Annotated in this window: 21 protein-coding genes and 1 pseudogene; 11 read left to right on the forward strand and 11 right to left on the reverse strand. The window is 63.6% G+C overall.

All coding sequences use genetic code 11. From position 1 onward, the window contains the following. Positions 1-83 precede the first annotated feature (83 nt). A complete protein-coding gene (locus tag ACIPZB_RS01430; RefSeq protein ID WP_400638943.1) occupies positions 84-1925 on the forward strand; it encodes an amidohydrolase in 1842 nt (613 codons plus the stop codon). A 137-nt stretch (positions 1926-2062) separates the two neighbouring features. On the opposite strand, the gene ACIPZB_RS01435 is transcribed toward ACIPZB_RS01430, so the two are convergent. Further along, a complete protein-coding gene (locus ACIPZB_RS01435; protein WP_008090523.1) occupies positions 2063-2974 on the reverse strand; it encodes a LysR substrate-binding domain-containing protein in 912 nt (303 codons plus the stop codon). 134 nt (positions 2975-3108) lie between these two features. On the opposite strand from ACIPZB_RS01435, the gene ycaC reads away from it, so the two are divergent. From ycaC to ACIPZB_RS01450, 3 genes and pseudogenes are all read left to right on the forward strand, one after another. Beyond that, positions 3109-3738 carry an isochorismate family cysteine hydrolase YcaC gene (gene ycaC / locus ACIPZB_RS01440; RefSeq protein ID WP_400638710.1) on the forward strand — a complete coding sequence of 210 codons (630 nt, stop codon included), beginning with the start codon at positions 3109-3111 and terminating at the stop codon, positions 3736-3738. 291 nt (positions 3739-4029) lie between these two features. Further along, positions 4030-4191 (forward strand): annotated as a pseudogene (locus ACIPZB_RS01445) (type II toxin-antitoxin system RelE/ParE family toxin); the annotation flags it as partial. A 13-nt stretch (positions 4192-4204) separates the two neighbouring features. Then, positions 4205-4489: a HigA family addiction module antitoxin gene (locus ACIPZB_RS01450; RefSeq protein WP_400638944.1), complete on the forward strand. Its 285-nt coding sequence runs from the start codon at positions 4205-4207 to the stop codon at positions 4487-4489. Between the two features lie 3 nt (positions 4490-4492). Here ACIPZB_RS01450 and ACIPZB_RS01455 read toward each other — a convergent pair whose 3' ends face one another. Together ACIPZB_RS01455 and ACIPZB_RS01460 are read right to left on the reverse strand one after the other, a co-directional pair. Beyond that, positions 4493-6280, reverse strand: a complete 1788-nt coding sequence (locus ACIPZB_RS01455; RefSeq protein ID WP_400638711.1) for a monovalent cation:proton antiporter-2 (CPA2) family protein — start codon at positions 6278-6280, stop codon at positions 4493-4495. A 123-nt stretch (positions 6281-6403) separates the two neighbouring features. Next, entirely contained in the window at positions 6404-7894 is a 1491-nt protein-coding gene (locus tag ACIPZB_RS01460) for a YifB family Mg chelatase-like AAA ATPase (RefSeq protein ID WP_400638712.1), read from the reverse strand. 255 nt (positions 7895-8149) lie between these two features. Here ACIPZB_RS01460 and ACIPZB_RS01465 point away from each other — a divergent pair, with 255 nt between their 5' ends. Then, the gene (locus ACIPZB_RS01465) at positions 8150-10174 is read left to right on the forward strand and encodes a DUF4034 domain-containing protein (protein WP_400638713.1); all 2025 of its coding nucleotides are present in this window, start codon (positions 8150-8152) and stop codon (positions 10172-10174) included. Positions 10175-10185: 11 nt separating this feature from the next. On the opposite strand, the gene ACIPZB_RS01470 is transcribed toward ACIPZB_RS01465, so the two are convergent. Both ACIPZB_RS01470 and ACIPZB_RS01475 read right to left on the reverse strand, forming a co-directional pair. Beyond that, a complete protein-coding gene (locus ACIPZB_RS01470) occupies positions 10186-10614 on the reverse strand; it encodes a molybdopterin-binding protein (RefSeq protein ID WP_400638714.1) in 429 nt (142 codons plus the stop codon). A 28-nt stretch (positions 10615-10642) separates the two neighbouring features. Further along, a complete protein-coding gene (locus ACIPZB_RS01475; protein WP_008091866.1) occupies positions 10643-10906 on the reverse strand; it encodes an accessory factor UbiK family protein in 264 nt (87 codons plus the stop codon). 364 nt (positions 10907-11270) lie between these two features. On the opposite strand from ACIPZB_RS01475, the gene glnK reads away from it, so the two are divergent. The 3 genes from glnK (at position 11271) to sutA (ending at position 13746) form a co-directional block, all read left to right on the forward strand. Further along, a complete protein-coding gene (glnK, locus tag ACIPZB_RS01480) occupies positions 11271-11609 on the forward strand; it encodes a P-II family nitrogen regulator (RefSeq protein ID WP_002555808.1) in 339 nt (112 codons plus the stop codon). 47 nt (positions 11610-11656) lie between these two features. Beyond that, positions 11657-12988, forward strand: a complete 1332-nt coding sequence (locus ACIPZB_RS01485; RefSeq protein ID WP_008091864.1) for an ammonium transporter — start codon at positions 11657-11659, stop codon at positions 12986-12988. A gap of 428 nt (positions 12989-13416) precedes the next feature. Further along, positions 13417-13746: a transcriptional regulator SutA gene (gene sutA, locus ACIPZB_RS01490; RefSeq protein ID WP_008091863.1), complete on the forward strand. Its 330-nt coding sequence runs from the start codon at positions 13417-13419 to the stop codon at positions 13744-13746. Positions 13747-13883: 137 nt separating this feature from the next. Here the strand turns inward: sutA and ACIPZB_RS01495 are convergent, their stop codons facing one another. The 6 genes from ACIPZB_RS01495 to ACIPZB_RS01520 are packed head-to-tail and all read right to left on the reverse strand — an operon-like array spanning position 13884 to position 18494. Continuing rightward, positions 13884-14579, reverse strand: coding sequence for an HAD family hydrolase (locus tag ACIPZB_RS01495; RefSeq protein WP_400638715.1), 696 nt, complete (start codon positions 14577-14579; stop codon positions 13884-13886). Next, positions 14576-15475, reverse strand: coding sequence for a tyrosine recombinase XerC (xerC, locus tag ACIPZB_RS01500; RefSeq protein WP_400638716.1), 900 nt, complete (start codon positions 15473-15475; stop codon positions 14576-14578). The genes ACIPZB_RS01495 and xerC overlap by 4 nt, the downstream gene beginning before the upstream one ends. Continuing rightward, entirely contained in the window at positions 15475-16185 is a 711-nt protein-coding gene (locus tag ACIPZB_RS01505; RefSeq protein ID WP_008097786.1) for a DUF484 family protein, read from the reverse strand. Before ACIPZB_RS01505 ends, xerC begins: the two co-directional genes overlap by 1 nt. Positions 16186-16198: 13 nt before the next feature. Further along, complete coding sequence (gene dapF / locus ACIPZB_RS01510) at positions 16199-17029, reverse strand: diaminopimelate epimerase (protein ID WP_008097788.1); 831 nt, start codon at positions 17027-17029, stop codon at positions 16199-16201. A gap of 4 nt (positions 17030-17033) precedes the next feature. Further along, a complete protein-coding gene (gene lysA / locus ACIPZB_RS01515; RefSeq protein WP_400638717.1) occupies positions 17034-18281 on the reverse strand; it encodes a diaminopimelate decarboxylase in 1248 nt (415 codons plus the stop codon). Positions 18282-18290: 9 nt separating this feature from the next. After that, on the reverse strand, positions 18291-18494 hold the full coding sequence (locus tag ACIPZB_RS01520) for a lipoprotein (protein ID WP_400638718.1): 204 nt from the start codon (positions 18492-18494) through the stop codon (positions 18291-18293). Between the two features lie 188 nt (positions 18495-18682). Here ACIPZB_RS01520 and cyaY point away from each other — a divergent pair, with 188 nt between their 5' ends. From cyaY to rnk, 3 genes are all read left to right on the forward strand, one after another. Beyond that, positions 18683-19015 carry an iron donor protein CyaY gene (cyaY, locus tag ACIPZB_RS01525; protein WP_400638719.1) on the forward strand — a complete coding sequence of 111 codons (333 nt, stop codon included), beginning with the start codon at positions 18683-18685 and terminating at the stop codon, positions 19013-19015. A 1-nt stretch (position 19016) separates the two neighbouring features. Further along, complete coding sequence (locus tag ACIPZB_RS01530; protein WP_008097795.1) at positions 19017-19229, forward strand: DUF1289 domain-containing protein; 213 nt, start codon at positions 19017-19019, stop codon at positions 19227-19229. A gap of 132 nt (positions 19230-19361) precedes the next feature. Beyond that, positions 19362-19772, forward strand: coding sequence for a nucleoside diphosphate kinase regulator (gene rnk / locus ACIPZB_RS01535; protein ID WP_008097797.1), 411 nt, complete (start codon positions 19362-19364; stop codon positions 19770-19772).

Here is a 19772-nt window from a genome sequence, read left to right on the forward strand (position 1 = left end):
TCGGCGCCGCTGGGGCGCTCTGGTCCGCATTGCCATTCGCCGGCGCCGCCGGTTCCGCCCAAGCCGCCACCCAAGGAGGATCCATGACCGCAGACCTGATTCTGTTCAACGGCAAGCTGCACACCGTCGACCGTGAAAAGCCCACGGCCACTGCCGTTGCCATCAAGGACGGCCGCTTCATTGCCGTAGGCAACGACGCCGAGGCCTTGGCCCACAAGGGCACCGCGACGCAGATCATCGACCTCAGGCAGCGCACGGTGATTCCGGGCCTGAACGACTCGCACCTGCACCTGATCCGCGGTGGCCTGAACTACAACCTGGAGCTGCGCTGGGAAGGCGTGCCGTCGGTGGCGGACGCCCTGCGCATGCTCAAGGACCAGGCGGCGCGAACGCCTACCCCGCAGTGGGTGCGCGTGGTCGGTGGCTGGAACGAGTTCCAGTTCGCTGAAAAACGCATGCCCACCCTGGAAGAAATCAACCAGGCGGCGCCCGTGACCCCGGTGTTCCTGCTGCACCTGTACGACCGTGCGCTGCTCAACCGCGCCGCGCTCAAGGCCGTGGGCTACAGCAAGGACACGCCCAACCCGCCGGGCGGCGAGATCCAGCGCGACAAGTTCGGCAACCCCACCGGCATGCTCATCGCCCGCCCCAACGCGATGATTCTCTACGCGACGCTGGCCAAGGGGCCGAAGCTGCCATTGGAATACCAGGTCAACTCGACCCGCCAGTTCATGCGCGAACTCAACCGCCTGGGCCTGACCAGCGCCATCGATGCCGGCGGCGGTTACCAGAACTACCCTGACGACTACCAGGTGATCCAGGAACTGGCAGACCAAGGTCAGCTGACCGTGCGCATTGCCTACAACCTGTTCACCCAGAAGCCCAAGGAAGAACTGGCCGACTTCAAGAACTGGACGTCCAGCGTCAAGCTGCACGGCGGCAACGATTTCCTCCGTCATAACGGCGCCGGCGAAATGCTGGTGTTCTCGGCGGCAGACTTCGAGGACTTCCTTGAACCGCGGCCTGACCTGCCCCAGACCATGGAACAAGAGCTGGAGCCGGTGGTGCGCCATCTGGTCGAGCAGCGCTGGCCGTTCCGCCTGCACGCGACCTACAACGAATCGATTTCGCGCATGCTCGACGTGTTCGAGAAGGTCAATCGCGACATCCCGTTCAATGGCCTGCCATGGTTCTTCGACCATGCCGAGACCATCACCGCGCAGAACATCGAGCGCGTGCGCGCACTGGGCGGCGGTATCGCCATCCAGGACCGCATGGCGTTCCAGGGTGAGTACTTCGTCGATCGCTACGGCGCCAAGGCCGCCGAGCAGACCCCGCCGATCAAGCGCATGCTCGACATGGGTGTGCCGGTGGGGGCGGGGACCGATGCGACACGCGTATCCAGCTACAACCCGTGGACCTCGCTGTACTGGTTGGTCAGCGGCAAGACCGTTGGCGGCATGGCGCTGTACCCGGAGGGCCTGAGCCGTGACACCGCCCTGCAACTGTTCACCCAGGGCAGCGCCTGGTTCTCCAGCGAACAGGGCAAGAAAGGTCAGATCAAGGTCGGCCAGCTGGCTGACCTGGCGGCGCTTTCGCTGGACTTCTTCAGCGTCGAGGAAGAGGCGATCAAGGGCATCGAGTCGGTGCTGACCCTCGTCGATGGCAAGGTCGTGTATGGCGCCGCCGAGTTCGACAAGCTCGGGCCGCCACAGGTGCCGGTGCTGCCGGAGTGGTCGCCGGTGGCCAAGGTGCCGGGGCACTGGCGCGTGGGCACGCCGTCGTTGGCGGCGATGGCGCACCAGTGTGCCGGGCCTTGCGGGGTGCATGCGCATAGCCATGAAAAGGCGCGGCATTCGACAGTGCCGGTGAATGACTTCCAGGGCTTCTGGGGGGCGTTGGGCTGTTCGTGCTTTGCGTTTTGAGGTGAAAAAGGGGCCTTCAAGGCCCCTTTTTGTTGTCTGTTGTGGCCCCATCGCCGGCAAGCCGGCTCCCACAGAAAAACCTGACCCTGCGGTGAACCTGTGGGAGCTGGCTTGCCAGCGATAGGGCCAGTACTGGCTCACGCCATGTCGCTGACGGCGAACTCCTCGGCCAGATGATCGATCAGCGACCGCACGGACGGCAGCAACCCCCGGCGCGACGGGAAAATGGCATGAACGATGCCACAGCGCGGGTGCCAGCCCGGCAGCAACTCCACCAGCCGGCCTTGCGCCAGATCTTCGCGCACCGCGACCCTTGGCAAATGCGCGATGCCGACACCCGCCACCACGAAGTGACGCAGTGCGAACAGGTCATCGGTGACCATGCGTGGCGTATGCGGGATCACCAGGCTGTGGCCGGTAGCCTCGCCCTGGAACAGCTCCCACTGGTATTCGCGCTGGGCGCCGCCCCAATGCACGCTGGGCAGGGTGCCGAGCAGCTGCGGGTCGAAGCCTGCCGGCAACTGCTCCAGGTACTGCGGGTGCCCCACCAGACACTGGGTGCTGTTGCTCAGCACCTTCATCACCATGTCGGTGTTCTCCAGCGGCGGGAAGCGCACGCGCAGCGCCAGGTCGAAGCCTTCATGCAGCAGGTCGACGCGGCGGTTGGTGCTCTCGATGAACAGCTCCACCTGCGGGTACTTGAGCATGTAGCGGGTCAGCATGGGCCCGACCCAGGCGTTGAGCAGGGTGGTCGGGCAGCTGATGCGCACCAGGCCGCGGGGTTCGCTGCGGTTGCGCTCGATGATCTCCGCCGCCCCCTCGGCTTCCACGCGCATGGCCAGGCACCGGTTGTAGTAGGCCTGGCCGATCTCGGTCAGCGAGCAGTGCCGGCTGGTGCGGTGCAGCAGACGCACGCCGAGACGATCCTCCAGGTCGGCGATACGCCGGCTAAGCTTCGACTTCGGCATGTCCAGCGCCCGCCCGGCGGGGGCGAAGCCACCATGTTCGACGACCTGGGTGAAGTAGTACAGGGAGTTCAAATCTTCCAATGATCGTTCTCCAGATGGAACGCTAAGGGCAATTTTCGCAGTCTACCGCAGCAAAGGTGATGATTTTAATCTTTGTCCATCAACGCGAAACAACTCACTACTGAAAGAAACCAAACCCCTTAGGAGCACCGACCATGAGCAACTTCAAATACAACCGCCTGAACAAAGACGACGCCGCCGTACTGCTGGTCGACCACCAGGCTGGCCTGCTGTCCCTGGTCCGTGACATCGAGCCGGACAAGTTCAAGAACAACGTGCTGGCCCTGGCCGACCTGGCCAAGTTCTTCAACCTGCCGACCATCCTTACCACCAGCTTCGAGCAAGGCCCGAACGGCCCGCTGATGCCGGAGTTGAAAGCGCTGTTCCCGGATGCGCCGTACATCGCTCGCCCTGGCCAGATCAACGCCTGGGACAACGAAGACTTCGTCAAGGCAGTGAAAGCCACCGGCAAGAAGCAGCTGATCATCGCCGGGGTGGTGACCGAGGTGTGCGTGGCGTTCCCGGCGCTGTCGGCGCTGGAAGAAGAGTTCGAAGTGTTCGTGGTGGCCGATGCGTCCGGTACCTTCAACACCATGACTCGCGACGCAGCCCATGACCGCATGAGCCAGGCCGGTGCGCAGATGATGACTTGGTTTGGCGTGGCTTGTGAGCTGCACCGCGACTGGCGCAACGATGTCGAGGGGCTGGCGGCGCTCTGCTCCAACCACATTCCGGATTATCGGAATCTGATCACCAGCTACAACGCGTTGACTGCTGGTCAGTAATAGTCCGGTAGTTGTAAGTGAAAAGGCCGGCTCCCAATGGGGGCCGGCCTTTTTCATTGCCTGTACCGGCCCTATCGCCGGCAAGCCGGCTCCCACAGGTACGACGCTGATTCGAATGCAGTGGAGTAGCTGTGGGAGCTGGCTTGCCAGCGATAGGGCCATGGCAGACGGCATCAATCTCTTGCTTGAAGACTTTAAGAAACATGCCACGTTGATAGCGGACGGCGTCACCGCGCAAAATCAAATCACTGAGAACAGACTGGTCAATCCGGAAATTCTTCAGGAGTGGTCGCGCAAGCGCCTGCAAACATGGATCGTCCTGGATATCGCCTGCATTTGCTGCGTGGCAAGCTGGATGGCTTTTGGGCAGTGAACGTATCGGGCAACTGGTGTCTGGTGTTCCGCTTCGTTGGTACCGACGTGGAACTTGTCGATTATCTGGACTACCACTAGGACGTTGAAATCCATACCTATGTACAATCCGCCCCATCCCGGTGAGTCTTTGCGCGAAGACGTTCTGCCTGCAATAGGCATGAGTGTCTCGGGTCTGGCGCGTCACCTCGGTTATTCGCGGGGGCAGCTTTCCACCGTACTCAATGGTCGTGCCGCCATATCCGCTGACTTGGCTTACCGTCTTGAACTGGCAGGTCTCGGCGATGCTCGGCAGTACCTTGCCGAGCAGGCGGCTTACGATCTCTGGCAGGCCGCTCACCGCGAACATCCTCAGATTGCGCGGCTGGTGTTTGCCTGAACCTCAATCCGCATCCGAATCAAACAACCGCTCCAACTCCAACCGTGCCTCCTTGGCTGTCTGCATCACCTTGGCGCGGTCATTGCGCACCTGCCCCTGAGCCACCAGCACCTCCTCATCATGTTGGGTAAACCGCTCGATCCGATCCGCCGCCTGCGCATCGCTCAACCCCAGGCCGACCAGCGCCCGGCGGGTCATCTCCAGGCTCGAATAGAAGGTCTCGCGAATCGGCTCGGCGCCTACGTCCACCAGCTTGTGCACATGCTGACGGTTGCGCGCGCGGGCCAGTACCTTGAGGTGCGGATACAGGCGCTTGACCCGTTCCGCCGTGCGCGTGGTCACCTCGGGGTCGTCGGTGGTGATCACCAGGTACTCTGCCTCGCCCACCTTGGCCGCATGCAACACTTCGCTGCGCAGCGGGTCGCCATAGAACACCGGGGCCTGTTCGAACATGCGGGTCATCTCGATGGCATCCACCGAGGTTTCCAGCGCAATGAACGGGATCTTCTGCGCACGCAGGATGCGCGACACGATCTGTCCCATGCGGCCCATGCCGATGATCACCACGCGCGGTGTGCCCGCGTCGATGGCCTTGTATTGCTCGGGCACTTCATGCGTGGGTTGCGGGCGCTTGAGGGCGCGGGCGCAGCCGAGCATCAGCAACGGGGTGATGGCCATCGACAGGGTGATGGTCATCAGCAGCAAGTCGTAGGTCTGGGTATCGAACAGCCCCTGGTCCTTGCCCAGCTTGAACACCACGAAGGCAAATTCGCCACCGGCCGCCAGCACCATGCCCAGGCGCAGCGCGCTGGCGCTGGTCAAACCACCCGCCAGGCGCCCGACACCAATCAGCAGTACCAGCTTGACCGCCACCAGCAGCAGGGTCAGCCCCAGCAAGACCAGTGGCATTTCCAGCAGCAGGCTCAGGTTGGCGCCCATGCCGACGCTGATGAAGAACAGGCCCAGCAGCAGGCCCTTGAACGGTTCGATCTGCGACTCCAGCTCATGCCGGTATTCCGAGTCGGCCAGCAGCAGGCCGGCGAGGAATGCACCCAACGCCATGGAGATGCCGGCTTCCTCCATCAGCCAGGCGGTACCGATCACCACCAGCAGCGCGGTGGCGGTGGACACCTCTGGCAGGCCGGTACGGGCCACGGTGCGGAACACCGGACGCAGCAGATAGCGGCCGCCGACGATGACGATGGCAATGCTGGCGAACACTTTCAGGCCGTGCTGCAGGCTGTCGCCGTGGCTGGTGTCCGGACCGCTGGCCGCCAGCAGGGGAACCAGCGCGATCAGCGGGATTGCCGCAATGTCCTGGAACAGCAGGATGGCGAACGCCAAGCGGCCATGGGGGGCGTTGAGTTGCTTGCTCTCGGCCAGGCTTTGCAGGCCAAGGGCGGTGGACGACAGTGCCAGGCCCAGGCCAAGGACCACGGCGGCCGGCAGCGATTGCCCGAAGCCGAACAAGGCGATGGCACCGATCACCGCGCCGGTCAGCAGGACCTGCGCGGTACCGACGCCGAACACTGACTTGCGCATCAGCCACAGGCGTTTGGGCGACAGCTCCAGGCCGATGATGAACAGCAGCAGAACCACGCCCAGCTCGGAGATGTGTGCGACGCTTTCAGTGTCGCGGATCAGGCCCAACGCCTGCGGACCAATGGCCACGCCTGCGAGCAGATAGCCGATCACGGCACCCAGCTGCAGGCGTTTGGCCAGGGGGACGGCGAGGACGGCGGCGAGCAGGAAGATCACCGCGGTTTGCAGAAGGCTGCCTTCGTGTGGCATTGGCTCGTACTCCATGAGCTGCCGGGGCAGCGTTAGAACAGTGTGGAGGACAATTCTGGGGAAGGTGGCAGGTCCAGACAATCTGCTGGTCGGGAGAAACATTGTCCCGTTGTAGGTGACAGTTCAGGGGCTCGCGGGGCGGTACTGCAGCGCCTCGGCCAGGTGGGCCCTGGCAATCGAACCGGCCCCTTCGAGATCAGCCAGGGTACGCGCCACTTTGAGCAAACGGTGCGCCGCGCGCAAGGACAGGCTCAATCGCTCGCAGGCGCTTTCCAGCCAGGCCTGATCCGCAGCTTGCAGCGGACAATGGCGCCGCAACCCCTCAAGGTCCAGAAACGCATTGGCACAACCTTGCCGCTGTTGCTGCACCTCACGCGCCGTGGCCACTCGGGCCGCCACATCGGCACTGGTCTCACCGCTGGGACGGTTGTCGAGCGTGGTGGTTTCGCGGGCCACGGTCAGGTGCAGGTCGATGCGGTCCAGCAAGGGACCGGACAGTTTGTTGCGGTAGCGCTGGATCTGCTCGGTGCTGCAGCGGCAGCGGCCAGTGGGGTCGCCGAGGTAGCCGCACGGGCAGGGGTTCATCGCTGCCACCAGCTGGAAACGCGCGGGGAAGCGCACTTTGTCGCGGGCCCGCGCGATCACGATTTCGCCGGACTCCAGTGGCTCGCGCAGCACTTCCAATACGCGTCTTTCGAACTCCGGCAGCTCATCCAGAAACAGCACGCCATGATGCGCCAAGGTGATTTCGCCGGGTTGAGGCCGGCTGCTGCCCCCCACCAGGGCGGGGCCCGAGGCTGAGTGATGGGGATGGCGGAAAGGCCGTTGCGGCCAGCTGTTCAAGGGCGCTTGCCCGCTTACCGATTGGATCGCCGCTACCTCCAGCGCTTCATGCTCATCCAGCGGCGGCAACAGCCCGGGCAGGCGGCTGGCGAGCAAGGTCTTGCCCGTGCCTGGGGGGCCGGTAAAAAGCAGGTTGTGCGCCCCGGCCGCCGCCAGCAACAAGGCGCGCTTGGCCGCAACCTGACCTTGCACCTCGCTCAGGTCAGGGTAAGGCCGCTTCTGCAGGACCAGGCCATTGGCGGAAAAGGGCGGCAGCGGCACCTGACCGTTGAGGTGCGCCACCAGCTCCAGCAGGTGCCCCACCGCATACACCAGCAACCCGCCAGCCAGGCTCGCTTCCTCGGCGTTCTCCCGTGGCACCACCAGCGCCCGCCCCGCTTCCCGCGCCGCCAGGGCTGCGGGCAGCACGCCCTGTACCGGGCGCAGTTTGCCGGAAAGCGCCAGTTCGCCCAGGCATTCGATATCCGCCAGGCCCGCCAGCGGCACTTGGGCATCGGCAGCAAGAATGCCCAAGGCGATCGCCAGGTCATAACGGCCGCCGTCCTTGGGCAGGTCGGCGGGCGCCAGGTTCTGGGTAATGCGCCTTTGCGGGTAATTCAACCCGGAGTTGACGATGGCGCTGCGCACCCGGTCCTTGCTTTCCTTGACCGTGGTTTCCGGCAAACCGACCAGCGTGAGATGGGGCAGGCCGTTGGCCAGGTGGGTTTCGACGCTGACCGCAGGTGCCTGCACGCCAACCTGGGCGCGGCTGTGGACGAGGGCAAGGGACATGGACGCTCCGCTGTCACTGATGAGGGCACCGCTTCCTGCGGCTCTGGCAATCATAGTGAGCAGGAGACTGGGCCGCGCAAGAAGAGTGCGTCGTGGTTTTTCAAGCCAGTGATTTTCCCTGTCTTTTTACATAATCTCGCAAAAAATGGATCCAATAACTTTGCGAAGCGCCGAGCTATGGCTTAGTGTTCAAGGGTTAATCCCGTTGCCACCGGACGACAACGTGATCCATAAAATGGACTTAAGGTACTGCCCGTGCAAACGCTCACTCGCGCCCGCCAACAGATTCGTGAACGGGTGCAGGCCAATGAATTCGCTGAACTCAGCCGCTACATCGATAGCCTTCAAGTGCGCTGGCGGCAGGCGCCGCCCGGCGACTGTCCCGCGTACATGGAAGCGGTCCAGGGGCATATGCTGGTCGACTGGGATGTCGGCAGCAGCAAGGCGCTGACACAGCTGCTCAAGGCGTGGATAGACGCCTGTCCCAAGGCCTACCATCCGCAGGTTGCGATGGGCTTTCACTGCTTCAACCGGGCGTGCCACATCCGTGGCAGCGCTGCCGACGATGACGTCTCGCAAGAGCGCAGGCTGGCTGCAGAGCAGGCCTGTGAAATGGGCGCGGCGCACTTCCTGCGGGCCATGGAACGCAGCCCGCAACCCGTCGCTGCTGCTATCGGGATACTGCAGATCAGTGCGCATTTCCATGAGCCGGGCTGGCTGGTCGAACTGTTTCGCGGCCAGGTAGCGCGCTTCCGTCCCAGCGCGCATGCTGACGTGGAAGTGCAGGAGGCAGCGGCACCCCTGCTGGTCAAGCATGGCCTGGCACCGCTGGTGGAACTGCCGCAGGCATTGCCAGGATGCCTCGATGCGCGCCGGCCTGACGGGGAGGGCGCCAAGGACTACTGGCTTCGTCATGCGCTGGCCTGGCGGCCTGGCTGCTACGAGGCGATCGAAGCCTATGCTCGCTACCTGACGCCGCGCTGGGGCGGCAGCTTTGACGCGATTGACCAACTCGTCAGCGGTCCGCTGTGCCAGTACTGGAGCGAGCGGCAGCGCAATGCGATCCGCTGGTTGGCTGTGGAAGAGGCGTTCTGGCTGCCGCGAGCCGTCCAGTCGCCACAGATCGCGGCATGGCAGCAAACCTTCGAGGCGTGGACGCAACATGACCTCAGGGCCAGGGAACGTGCCACGTTGCTGGCCTTGCGCGGCGCTTTGCGGTACGCCTCGCTGCAGGATTACCCTGGCGCGCTGCACGACTTCGTCGCCAGCGTCGAGCTTTATCCTGACCATGGTTTCGTGTCGAGCATCGGTGAGCCTTTTTACAGCTTTGCCTGCCTCGTGCTGTTTCACGGCGGCGAGGGCGCCACAGCGGCCTTTCGCGATGCCATCGAGCGCCTGTGTGAAAGCCGCATGCAGGCAGCAGCTTGCGCACTGCGTGCCGTGGGGCACCAGTTCGGGTTGTGGGGTTTCCGACAATCCGCCGAACAGGCGCGCGTCTGGTTGCACGCTGCGGTCAATCGCCAGTGCGGGCGCGAGGGCCTTGGCTTCGATGTGCTCGAAGTGCCGCGCCTGCTTTGGGCCGCGAACCTGCACGAAGCGGCGTATTTCCTCTACCAGCAATGCGCCGAGCGCAAGTTGCCAGACGCTGCCGCCGCGCTCTATGAGCTGCACTGCGGCCGGCTGGCCAATACCCCCGAACACTACCGGGATGCCGCATCAGCGGAGCATTGGTTGTTGTGTGCCGCGCAGTCAGGCAGCCAGATGGCCAAGTACGACCTGGCCTGCCAACACTTGCGTGGCGGCGAAGCGTTGCATGAGCGCAGTGCGATGCTGGCGGTCAGGCGCTTGTTGCTCGATTGCCTGGGCAATGAACAACTCGATGCCCGTGCGCGCTTGCAACTGGGCATCCTGCAACGCACCTTCGGCGATGCGCGCGAGCGCGCAGAGGGGGTCGCTTATTTGCTGGGGCTGGTCGAGTTCCCGGATGCGGAGGTCGCCGGGCGTGCCTGCGCGGAGCTTGGGCTGGCCTGGATGCAGGGGCAAGGTACGCGCAAGCAGAGCCGCTTCGCCGCCATCGAATGGGTGAATCGTGCGGTCGCGCTGCAGCCGGGTGATCTTGTCATCGAGCACATACGCGCGCAGATCCTGAACTCGCACAGCGTAGTGAAGACCTTGATCACTGTCTGCGGTGCGGCGTTGTTCCGGGGCGATCTGGATGCAAGGGAGTTGCCGCCCAAGGCTGGCAGTGCGGAACCGGACTGCCAGCGGGCTTCTGCCTGAGTGCGAGCTTTTTAGGGCTTGGCGCCGAGGATGATGTGCGACGCCTTGATCAACGCGGTGGCTTTCACACCGGGGGCCAGGCCCAGCTCCTGCACGGCTTCGCGGGTGACGATGGAGAACACTTCGGTGCCGCCTGCCAGCTTCAGTACCACTTCGGCATTGACCGCGCCGTCGCCGACCCGCAGCACTTCGCCTTGCAGGGCGTTGCGCGCGGAGAGTCTGTAGCCATCGGCATCGGTCATCAGCACCACCCATGGCGCCTTGACCAGCGCGACGGCTTGCTTGCCGACGTTGATGTTGAGGTTGTGCAGGCTGGCCATGGTCACGACTGCCACCAGCTTTTCGCCGCCTGCCAGGGTCAGTTCGACTTCGGCATTGACCGCGCCGGGCTGAACGGCGCTGACGATACCTTCAAAGACATTGCGGGCACTGACTTTCATGTGAGTCACTCCTTTAACCGACGGGTTTTTATTCCTGTGCGGCTGGCGCCATCCGGGCTTCCAGCTCGGCAACTTGTTTTTCCAGGGCCTCCAGGCGTGCGCGGGTGCGCGCCAGGACCACCATCTGGCTGTCGAATTCTTCGCGGCTGACCAGGTCCAGCTTGCTGAAGGCACCTTGCATCAGCACTTTGAACTGGCTTTCCAGTTCTGCCCGGGGCTGGGCGGTATCACTGCTGAAAAGGCGCGAGGCCTGGTCGCTCAGGGCATCGAGAAGGGCTTTGGGCGCGAGCATGTGCGGCTGTCCACTGAATCGGAGAAATGGCTCGCAGTGTAGCACGGGGAAAATCTGCCTTTGATTGCACATTTTTCGAGCAGCCCGCGTCGTTGGCGCGCACCGAAGTTGTGCATCTTTTCAATGCTGGCGACTGGCCAATTCCGACCATTTAACGCAACACCTTGTTTTCCCGCGTTTTGCCGGAACTGGCAAGGTTTCTGCAACGCCCATTGCGAGCCATGCACTGATGCAGTTCTTTGTGACCAAGCAGTGCGCACGCGGAGCCGGATGCCGACGACGCGTTACAAAGCCAACCGCTGCGCTTAGACTTGAGACGGGTTTGTTTTCCTGGGGCAAGTCCACCAAATCGGGAGAGAGTTTCATGAAGCTAGTCACAGCCATCATCAAGCCGTTCAAGCTGGACGACGTACGCGAGTCGCTGTCGGAAATCGGCGTGCAAGGCATTACCGTCACGGAAGTCAAAGGCTTCGGGCGGCAGAAGGGCCACACCGAGCTGTATCGCGGTGCGGAGTACGTGGTCGACTTCCTGCCCAAGGTGAAGATCGACGTGGCCATCGACGACAAGGACCTCGATCGCGTGATCGAAGCCATCACCAAGGCGGCCAACACCGGCAAGATCGGTGACGGCAAGATCTTTGTGGTGAATCTGGAGCAGGCGATCCGCATCCGTACCGGCGAAACCGATACCGACGCGATCTAAGCGCCGAAAAAAGCCTCACCAAACCCAACGCCCCAGGAGAAAACAACATGACTCTGCGTAAGATCGCAGGGCTAGGAGCCCTATTGTCCCTCGTAATGCCGGGCCTTGCCCTGGCAGAGGAAGCTGCCCCGGTGCTGAACTCCGGCGACACCGCCTGGATGCTCACGGCCACGGCGTTGGTGCTGTTCATGACCATCCCTGGCCTGGCCTTGTTCTACGGCGGCATGGTGCGTTCGAAGAACGTGCTTTCGGTCATGATGCAGTGTTTCGCCATCACCGGCCTGATGAGCATTCTCTGGGTCATCTACGGCTACAGCATGGCCTTCGATACCACCGGTATGGAAAAGGGCGTGCTCAACTTCAATTCCTTCGTCGGCGGCTTCTCCAAGGCGTTCCTCAGCGGCGTCACGCCCTCGGGGCTGACATCGGCCACCGCGCTGTTCCCTGAGGCCGTATTCATCACCTTCCAGATGACCTTCGCCATCATCACCCCGGCGCTGATCGTCGGTGCCTTTGCCGAGCGCATGAAGTTCTCCGCGATGCTGGTGTTCATGGGCATCTGGTTCACCCTGGTCTACGCACCTATCGCGCACATGGTCTGGAGCGGTGACGGCGCGCTGATGTGGGACTGGGGCGTACTCGACTTCGCGGGCGGCACCGTGGTGCACATCAACGCCGGTATCGCTGGCCTGGTCTGCTGCCTGGTGCTGGGCAAGCGCAAAGGCTATCCGACCACGCCGATGGCCCCGCACAACCTGGGCTACACCCTGATGGGCGCGGCCATGCTGTGGATCGGTTGGTTCGGCTTCAACGCCGGTTCTGCCGCGGCGGCCAACGGCACTGCCGGTATGGCCATGCTGGTCACTCAGATCGCCACCGCTGCCGCCGCGCTGGGCTGGATGTTCGCCGAATGGATCGGCCACGGCAAACCCAGTGCCCTGGGCATCGCCTCTGGCGTGGTTGCCGGCCTGGTCGCCATCACGCCGGCGGCGGGTACCGTGGGCCCGATGGGCGCTTTGGTGATTGGTCTGGCCTCGGGCGTGATCTGCTACTTCTGCGCCACCAGCCTCAAGCGCAAGCTGGGTTATGACGACTCGCTCGATGCCTTCGGCGTGCACGGCGTTGGCGGCATCATCGGCGCCATCCTCACCGGTGTGTTCGCGGCACCGGCGCTGGGCGGCTTCGGTGCGGTCACCGACATCGGGGCGCAGGTCTGGATTCAGGCCAAGGGTGTGATCTTCACGGTGGTCTACACCGCTATCGTCACCTACGTGATCCTCAAGGTGCTGGATGTGGTGATGGGCCTGCGGGTCAACGAAGAAGTAGAGTCGGTCGGTCTCGACCTGGCTCAACACAACGAACGCGGCTACAACCTGTAACTGCGACGCTGGAAAACGTGCCCGGCTTGCCGGGCATTTTTTTGTCTTTTTTTTGCCTTTTCCTGCAGTGCAAACGGTTTATCACTCACGTTCGCGACGCAGGCCAAAAACTTACAAGAAGCCAGGCATTGATGACGCTTTGCTTTTTCCACGGGCGCGCTAGAATGCGCGCCGAAGGGTGTTGGACGAGCAGTCCCCACGCTTTCCCAGCCTTTGCTAGGCTTGCCAGTAGCGTGTGGCCAGCAGGGGTTCAAGGATTATGTCAGGCCCTGCCAGGAGCAGGGCCTGCTGGGTGCCGCCTCCCATCAGGAGCGCAGGCCCAAGGGCAGTGGCCAACCCACGGCCAGTTGAATTTTCACTGGTGGCTGCCGGTCTACGGCTGCACTGGTCTATAACTAACCTGCTTTTCGCAAGTCATGAGGTAGAACATGAGCGACGACGATCTGGAAAATGATGACCTCGAAGTAGGCGACGAAGACGAGGGTGATGAAGGCCTCGAAGCGGCGGCTGACGACGGTGTCGAAGACGCTGGCGAAGACGACAGCAGCCCGGCCCCTGCGGCCAAGGGCAAATCCAAGGCGGCTGTGTCGGTAGACGAGATGCCGAGCATGGAAGCCAAGCAGAAGGAACGTGACGCCCTGGCCAAGGCCATGGAAGACTTCCTGGCGCGTGGTGGCAAGGTTCAGGAAGTCGAGGCCAACGTGGTCGCCGATCCTCCCAAGAAGCCGGACAACAAGTACGGCAGCCGCCCTATCTGAGTGGCTGAATGCAAAAAAGCCCGCCGTCGCTGCGGGCTTTTTTGTGGGCGATGATTTTGTCTTGCCTGTCCCACAGAGTGCGCCGCCGATCTCTGTGGGAGCCGGCTGCCGGCGATTGGGCCGCAGAGCGGCCCCTGTCAGCGCCAGCGCGCGAGAACGTCGGGCAGCTGAGAAAGTCGCTGAATCTGTGCATCTGGGGCCTTGTCGCCACTCCACGCCTTGCCCTGCGGGTTGAACCACACCGCACGCAACCCGGCGCGCTGCGCCCCGCCAATATCATCGCCGGGGTGGTCGCCCACATGCACCGCCGCGCCTGCCTCGACCTCGCCGCGCTTCAGCGCTTCAAGGAACGGTGCCGGATCCGGCTTGCCGATCCCCAGATCCTCCGCACACAGGGCAAACTTGAAGTAATCCGCCAACCCCAGGCGGCGCACATCGGCGTTGCCGTTGGTGACCACGCCCAAGGTGTAGTGATGGCGCAGGATCTCCAGCACCGGCTGCACCTCAGGGAAGACTTCGACCTGGTGCCGAGCATGCAGGAACACTTCGAATCCTTCGTTGGCCAGCTCCTGCGCGTGCTTCTCGCTGTAGCCGACCGCTTCCAGGGCATGGAACAGCACCCGCCGGCGCAGGGCGCTGATGCGGTGCTTGAGGCCGGGCTCGGCCTGCACCAGGCGCTCACGGATGGCGAACAGGTGCTCTACCGGCACGCCCCCGAGAATCGGCGCATTGGCCTGCAGCCAGTCGCGCAGCACGACTTCCGCGCTGGCGATCACCGGCGCGGTGTCCCACAGGGTGTCGTCGAGGTCGAAGGTGATCAGCTTGATGCTCATGAGTCAGTGCCCTTGCTGCGTTTGGCCCGAGGGTGGGCGCTGTCGTACACCGCGGCCAGGTGCTGGAAGTCCAGGTGGGTGTAGATCTGCGTGGTGCTGATGTCGGCGTGGCCGAGCATTTCCTGCACCGCGCGCAGGTCCTGGGACGATTCCAGCACATGGCTGGCGAAAGAATGGCGAAGCATGTGCGGGTGCAGGTGTTGGCCCAGTTCACGCTCGCCGGCAGCCTTGACCCGCATCTGGATGGCCCGTGGGCTGAGTCGATTGCCCTGGCGGGTGATGAACACGGCGTTGTCGCGTGGGCCACCGATGCCTCGCAGCTTGAACCAGGCCTGCAGCGCCTCGCGTGCCTTGCGCCCAACCGGCAGCACACGCGCCTTGCCGCCCTTGCCCAGCACCTGGACCAGTCCGGCGCCGAGGTCGAGGTATTCGAGGTCGAGCTGGGTCAGTTCGGACAGGCGCAGGCCGGATGAATAGAAGAGTTCGAGGATGGCCTGGTCACGGCGGGCGATGAAATCGTCGTCGACGCCGCCATCGAGCAGCTGCAGGGCACGGTCGGTGTCCAGCACCTTGGGCAGCCGGCGCTCGCCCTTGGGCGCGCTCAGGCCGCTGGCCGGGTCGTGCTGGCACAGGCCTTCGCGATTGAGATAGCGATACAGGCCGCGAACAGCCGACAACAGCCGTGCCAGGCTGCGTGAGGACTGGCCTTGGTGGTGCTGGCGGGCAACAAGCTGGCGCAGTTGCTGGATCTGCAGGTCGCTCCAGCCCGCGATGCCCTGGTTGTGGCAGTACGCGATGACTTTATCGAGGTCGCGCCGGTAGGCCAGCAGGGTGTGTTCCGACACCTGGCGCTCGTTGCGCAGGTGTGCGCAATAAGCTTCCAGCTGGCGTTCCATCAGCGCACCGGACGCAGGGTCTGGGTCAGGCGCGGGACTACCCGGCCGAGCACTTCGGCGATGTAGCCGAGGAACAGCGTGCCGACGCTGCTCTTGTAGTGCTGAGGGTCACGGCTGCCGATCGCCAGCACGCCGTGCAGCCCTTGGTATTCCAGTGCGGCGACGGCGCTGGAGCCCACTTCGAGGCGTTGCTCCTCACCGAACAGGAAGGCCAGCTCTTTCTCGCGCAGGTTGCCGCTGACCGTCTTGCCGCCGCCCAGCAGGCCACCGATGGCCTGCTGGGCCTCGGCGTTGCTGACCCAGCGGCCGACCGGTGCGGCGTTGTCGCCGAACAGGATCAGGCTGACGAACGGCACCTGGAACTCCTGGCGCAGGCTGTCTTCGACCGCCATCACCACTTCTTCCAGGCTGCCAGCGTCGAGCAGGTCGAGGATCAGCCGGCGGGTCTTGTCGAACAGCCGGTCGTTGTCCCGGGCCACGTCCATCAGTTGCGACAGGCGATGGCGCATTTCGATGTTGCGGTCGCGCAGCAGCTTGAGCTGGCGCTCCACCAGCGACACGCTGTCACCACGCTGGTGGGGGATGCGCTGTTCGACCAGCAGTTCGTCGTGTTCGGCGAAGAAGGTCGGGTGGGCGCGCAGGTAGGCGACCACCGCTTCGGCATCGAGCTCACTGGACTGCTGGGGTACAACCTGGGGCTGATCGGTCATGGCGGTTACTCGCTTAGAGACGAACCTGTCCTTCGTAGACGCGCACGGCTGGGCCGGTCATCAGCACGGGCTTGCCGGGGCCGGCCCATTCGATGTTCAGGCGGCCACCGGGCAGGTCGAGGGATACCGGAGAGTCCATCCAGCCTTGGCTGATGGCAGCCACGGCGGCGGCACAGGCGCCGGTGCCGCAGGCCTGGGTCTCGCCCGCGCCCCGTTCCCATACGCGCAGGTTGGCGCGATGGCGGTCGATGACCTGAATGAAGCCGGCGTTCACCCGCTGCGGGAAGCGTGGGTGATTTTCGATCTTCGGGCCCAGGGTTTCCACCGGCGCGCTGCGCACGTCATCGACGCGCAGCACGGCATGCGGGTTGCCCATGGAAACGGCGGCAATCGAGTGGACCTGGCCGTCGACTTCCAGCGGGTAGTTCAGCGCCTGCTCATCGGCAACGAACGGGATTTCGGCCGGAACGAAGCGCGGTGGGCCCATGTCGACGCACACCTGGCCATCGTTCTGCACGTCCAGCACGATGATGCCGCTCTTGGTTTCCACGCGGATGCGTTTCTTCGCGGTCAGACGCTTGTCCAGCACGAAACGGGCGAAGCAGCGCGCGCCGTTGCCGCACTGCTCGACCTCGGAACCGTCGGCGTTGAAGATCCGGTAGCGGAAGTCCACTTCCGGATTGTTCGGTGCTTCGACGATCAGCAGCTGGTCGAAGCCGATACCGGTGTGGCGGTCACCCCATTGCTTGGCGTGCTTGGGCTGGATGTGGGCGTGTTGACTGACCAGGTCGAGGACCATGAAGTCGTTGCCCAACCCATGCATCTTGGTAAAGCGCAGCAGCATGGGTTCACTCCGGCAGCAGGCTTTCGCCAGCGTACAGTTCGGCGACGGTCTCGCGACGGCGTACTTCGAAAGCCTGGTCGCCGTCGACCAGGATTTCTGCGCAACGGCCACGGGTGTTGTAGTTCGAGCTCATGACGAAACCATAGGCGCCCGCCGACTGTACGGCCAGCAAGTCGCCTTCGGCCAGGTTCAGCTGGCGGTCCTTGGCGAGGAAGTCGCCGGTCTCGCAGATTGGCCCGACCAGGTCGTAGGCACGGCCTTCGCCTTCGCGTGGGGTGACCGCGCTGACGCCCATCCAGGCCTGGTACAGGGCCGGGCGGATCAGGTCGTTCATCGCCGCATCGATGATGGCGAAGTCCTTGTGTTCGGTGTGCTTGAGGTATTCCACGCGGGTCAGCAGGGCACCGGCGTTGGCCACGATGTAGCGGCCCGGTTCGAACACCAGGGCCAGGTCACGGTCGCCGACGCGCTCGCGAATGGCCTTGATGTAGTCAGCTACCAATGGCGGCTCTTCATCGCGATAACGCACGCCGACACCGCCGCCGAGGTCCAGGTGGCGCAGGTGGATGCCACATTCGGCGAGGCGGTCGATCAGCACCAGCAGGCGGTCGAGGGCGTCGAGGAACGGGTCGACGGTGGTCAGCTGCGAACCGATGTGGCAGTCGACGCCGACCACTTCCAGGTTCGGCAGCTGCGCGGCACGCACGTAGATGGCTTCGGCGTCGGCGATGGCGATGCCGAACTTGTTCTCTTTCAGGCCGGTGGAGATGTACGGGTGGGTACCGGCATCGACGTCCGGGTTGACCCGCAGCGAGATCGGGGCAACCTTGCCCATCTCGGCGGCCACAACCTGCAGGCGCTCGAGCTCGTCGGTGGACTCGACGTTGAAGCAGTGCACGCCGACTTCCAGGGCGCGGCGCATGTCTTCACGGGTCTTGCCGACGCCGGAGAACACCACGCGATCGGCACGCCCGCCTGCGGCCAGCACACGCTCCAGCTCACCGCCGGAAACGATGTCGAAACCTGCACCCAGGCGCGCCAGGATGTTCAGCACGCCAAGGTTGGAGTTGGCTTTGACCGCGAAGCAGACCAGGTGATCGACACCTTGCAGGGCGTCGGTATAGCTGCGGTACTGGGCTTCGATGTGGGCACGCGAGTACACGTAGGTGGGGGTGCCAAAACGTTCGGCGATGGCCGACAGGGCCACGCCTTCCGCGAACAGTTGACCGTCGCGGTAGTTGAAAGCGTTCATGTGATTTCCTTACTCAGCAGGCGACTGCTCGGGCTCGATGGGCTGCTCGTCCTGCGGCTGTACCGCCGGCGCGTGCTGGTGCTGATGCGACTTGTGGCTGCCTTTGCCATCCTTGCCATCTTCAGGCAGGTACAGAGGGCCTTTCTGACCGCAGGCCGAAACGAGGCAGGCAACCGCGACCAGCGCCGCAAGTGAGGAAATCAGGCGCTTCATGGGTGAAATCCTTTGAAATATGCAGTATTGCGCCCGAGTATACCGAGCGACCGGCGGATTGCCTATGCAAGAGCCGGTCCGCCGGGCGGGCTATGCTTGTGGGCCAGCGGCTAACCTTTGCATTCAGCGCCAAGCGCCCGTATCTTGCCCGGCTTGCCTGTAATGCAGCCAATTTCGAGGTTCCTGCAATGAGTTTGAGCGAAGCGCGTTTCCATGATCTGGTCGACGCCACCCAACAGGCTTTGGAAGACCTGTTCGACGAGAGTGGCATGGACCTGGACATGGAGAATTCCGCCGGCGTCCTGACCATCAAGTTCGACAACGGCAGCCAGCTGATCTTCAGCCGCCAGGAGCCGCTGCGCCAGCTGTGGCTGGCCGATCGTTCCGGTGGCTTCCACTTCGACTACGACGAAGAGAGCGGCAAGTGGGTGTGCGAGAAGAGCGAAGAGCTGCTGGGCGAAATGCTCGAGCGCATCGTCTGGGAGCGAGCCGGCGAGAAGCTGGACTTCGACGAGATCTGACATGACTGCCCAGGCGCGGCCAGCCAAGCCGCTGTACAGCAACATCAGCCCCGCGGTGCCTTCGCCGTGCATCAGCGTCTGCCGGCTGGATGAGCACAAGGTGTGCACCGGCTGCCATCGACACGTCGAGCATATTCGTGAATGGCGCTCGGCCGACGATGAACGGCGCCGGCAGATTTGCCGTGAAGCCGAGGCCTTGCGCGCACGGGCTTGAGTATTTGCCCGTCTGTGGTAGTGTCGAGGCATGCGTCGCTGACGCCACAGTATTCACAAACCCCGCCCTTGGGCGGGGTTTTGCTTTATCTGCCCATCGAAAACCGCCTGTTAAAAGGAGCCTGACTGGATCATGAGCACCAAGCCTTCCCTCATCCTCACCCGATTGGACGTACAGCGTCTCGAGCGCCTGATCGACAGCCTCGACGAAAGTACTCCGGGTGTGCTCGCCCTGCAGGAGGAGCTGGACCGCGCCGAGCAAGTGGTCAGCCATGAGGACGTGCCAGCCGGTGTGGTGACCATGAACTCGCGCGTGCACTGCCGCGAAGAGGCCAGCGGCAAGGACTACCACCTGACGCTGGTGTACCCGAAGGATGCAGGCGGCGAGGGCAAGGTCTCCATCCTGGCGCCCATTGGTTGCGCGTTGCTGGGCCTGTCGGTGGGCGAGCAGATCGACTGGCCGGCGCCGGGGGGCAAGACCCTCAAGCTGAAGCTGCTGGAAGTTGAATATCAGCCGGAAGCGGCGGGTGATTTCGACCTCTGA

This window comes from Pseudomonas sp. NPDC089396 (assembly GCF_044749545.1).
In the GTDB taxonomy this organism is placed as follows: Bacteria; Pseudomonadota; Gammaproteobacteria; order Pseudomonadales; family Pseudomonadaceae; genus Aquipseudomonas.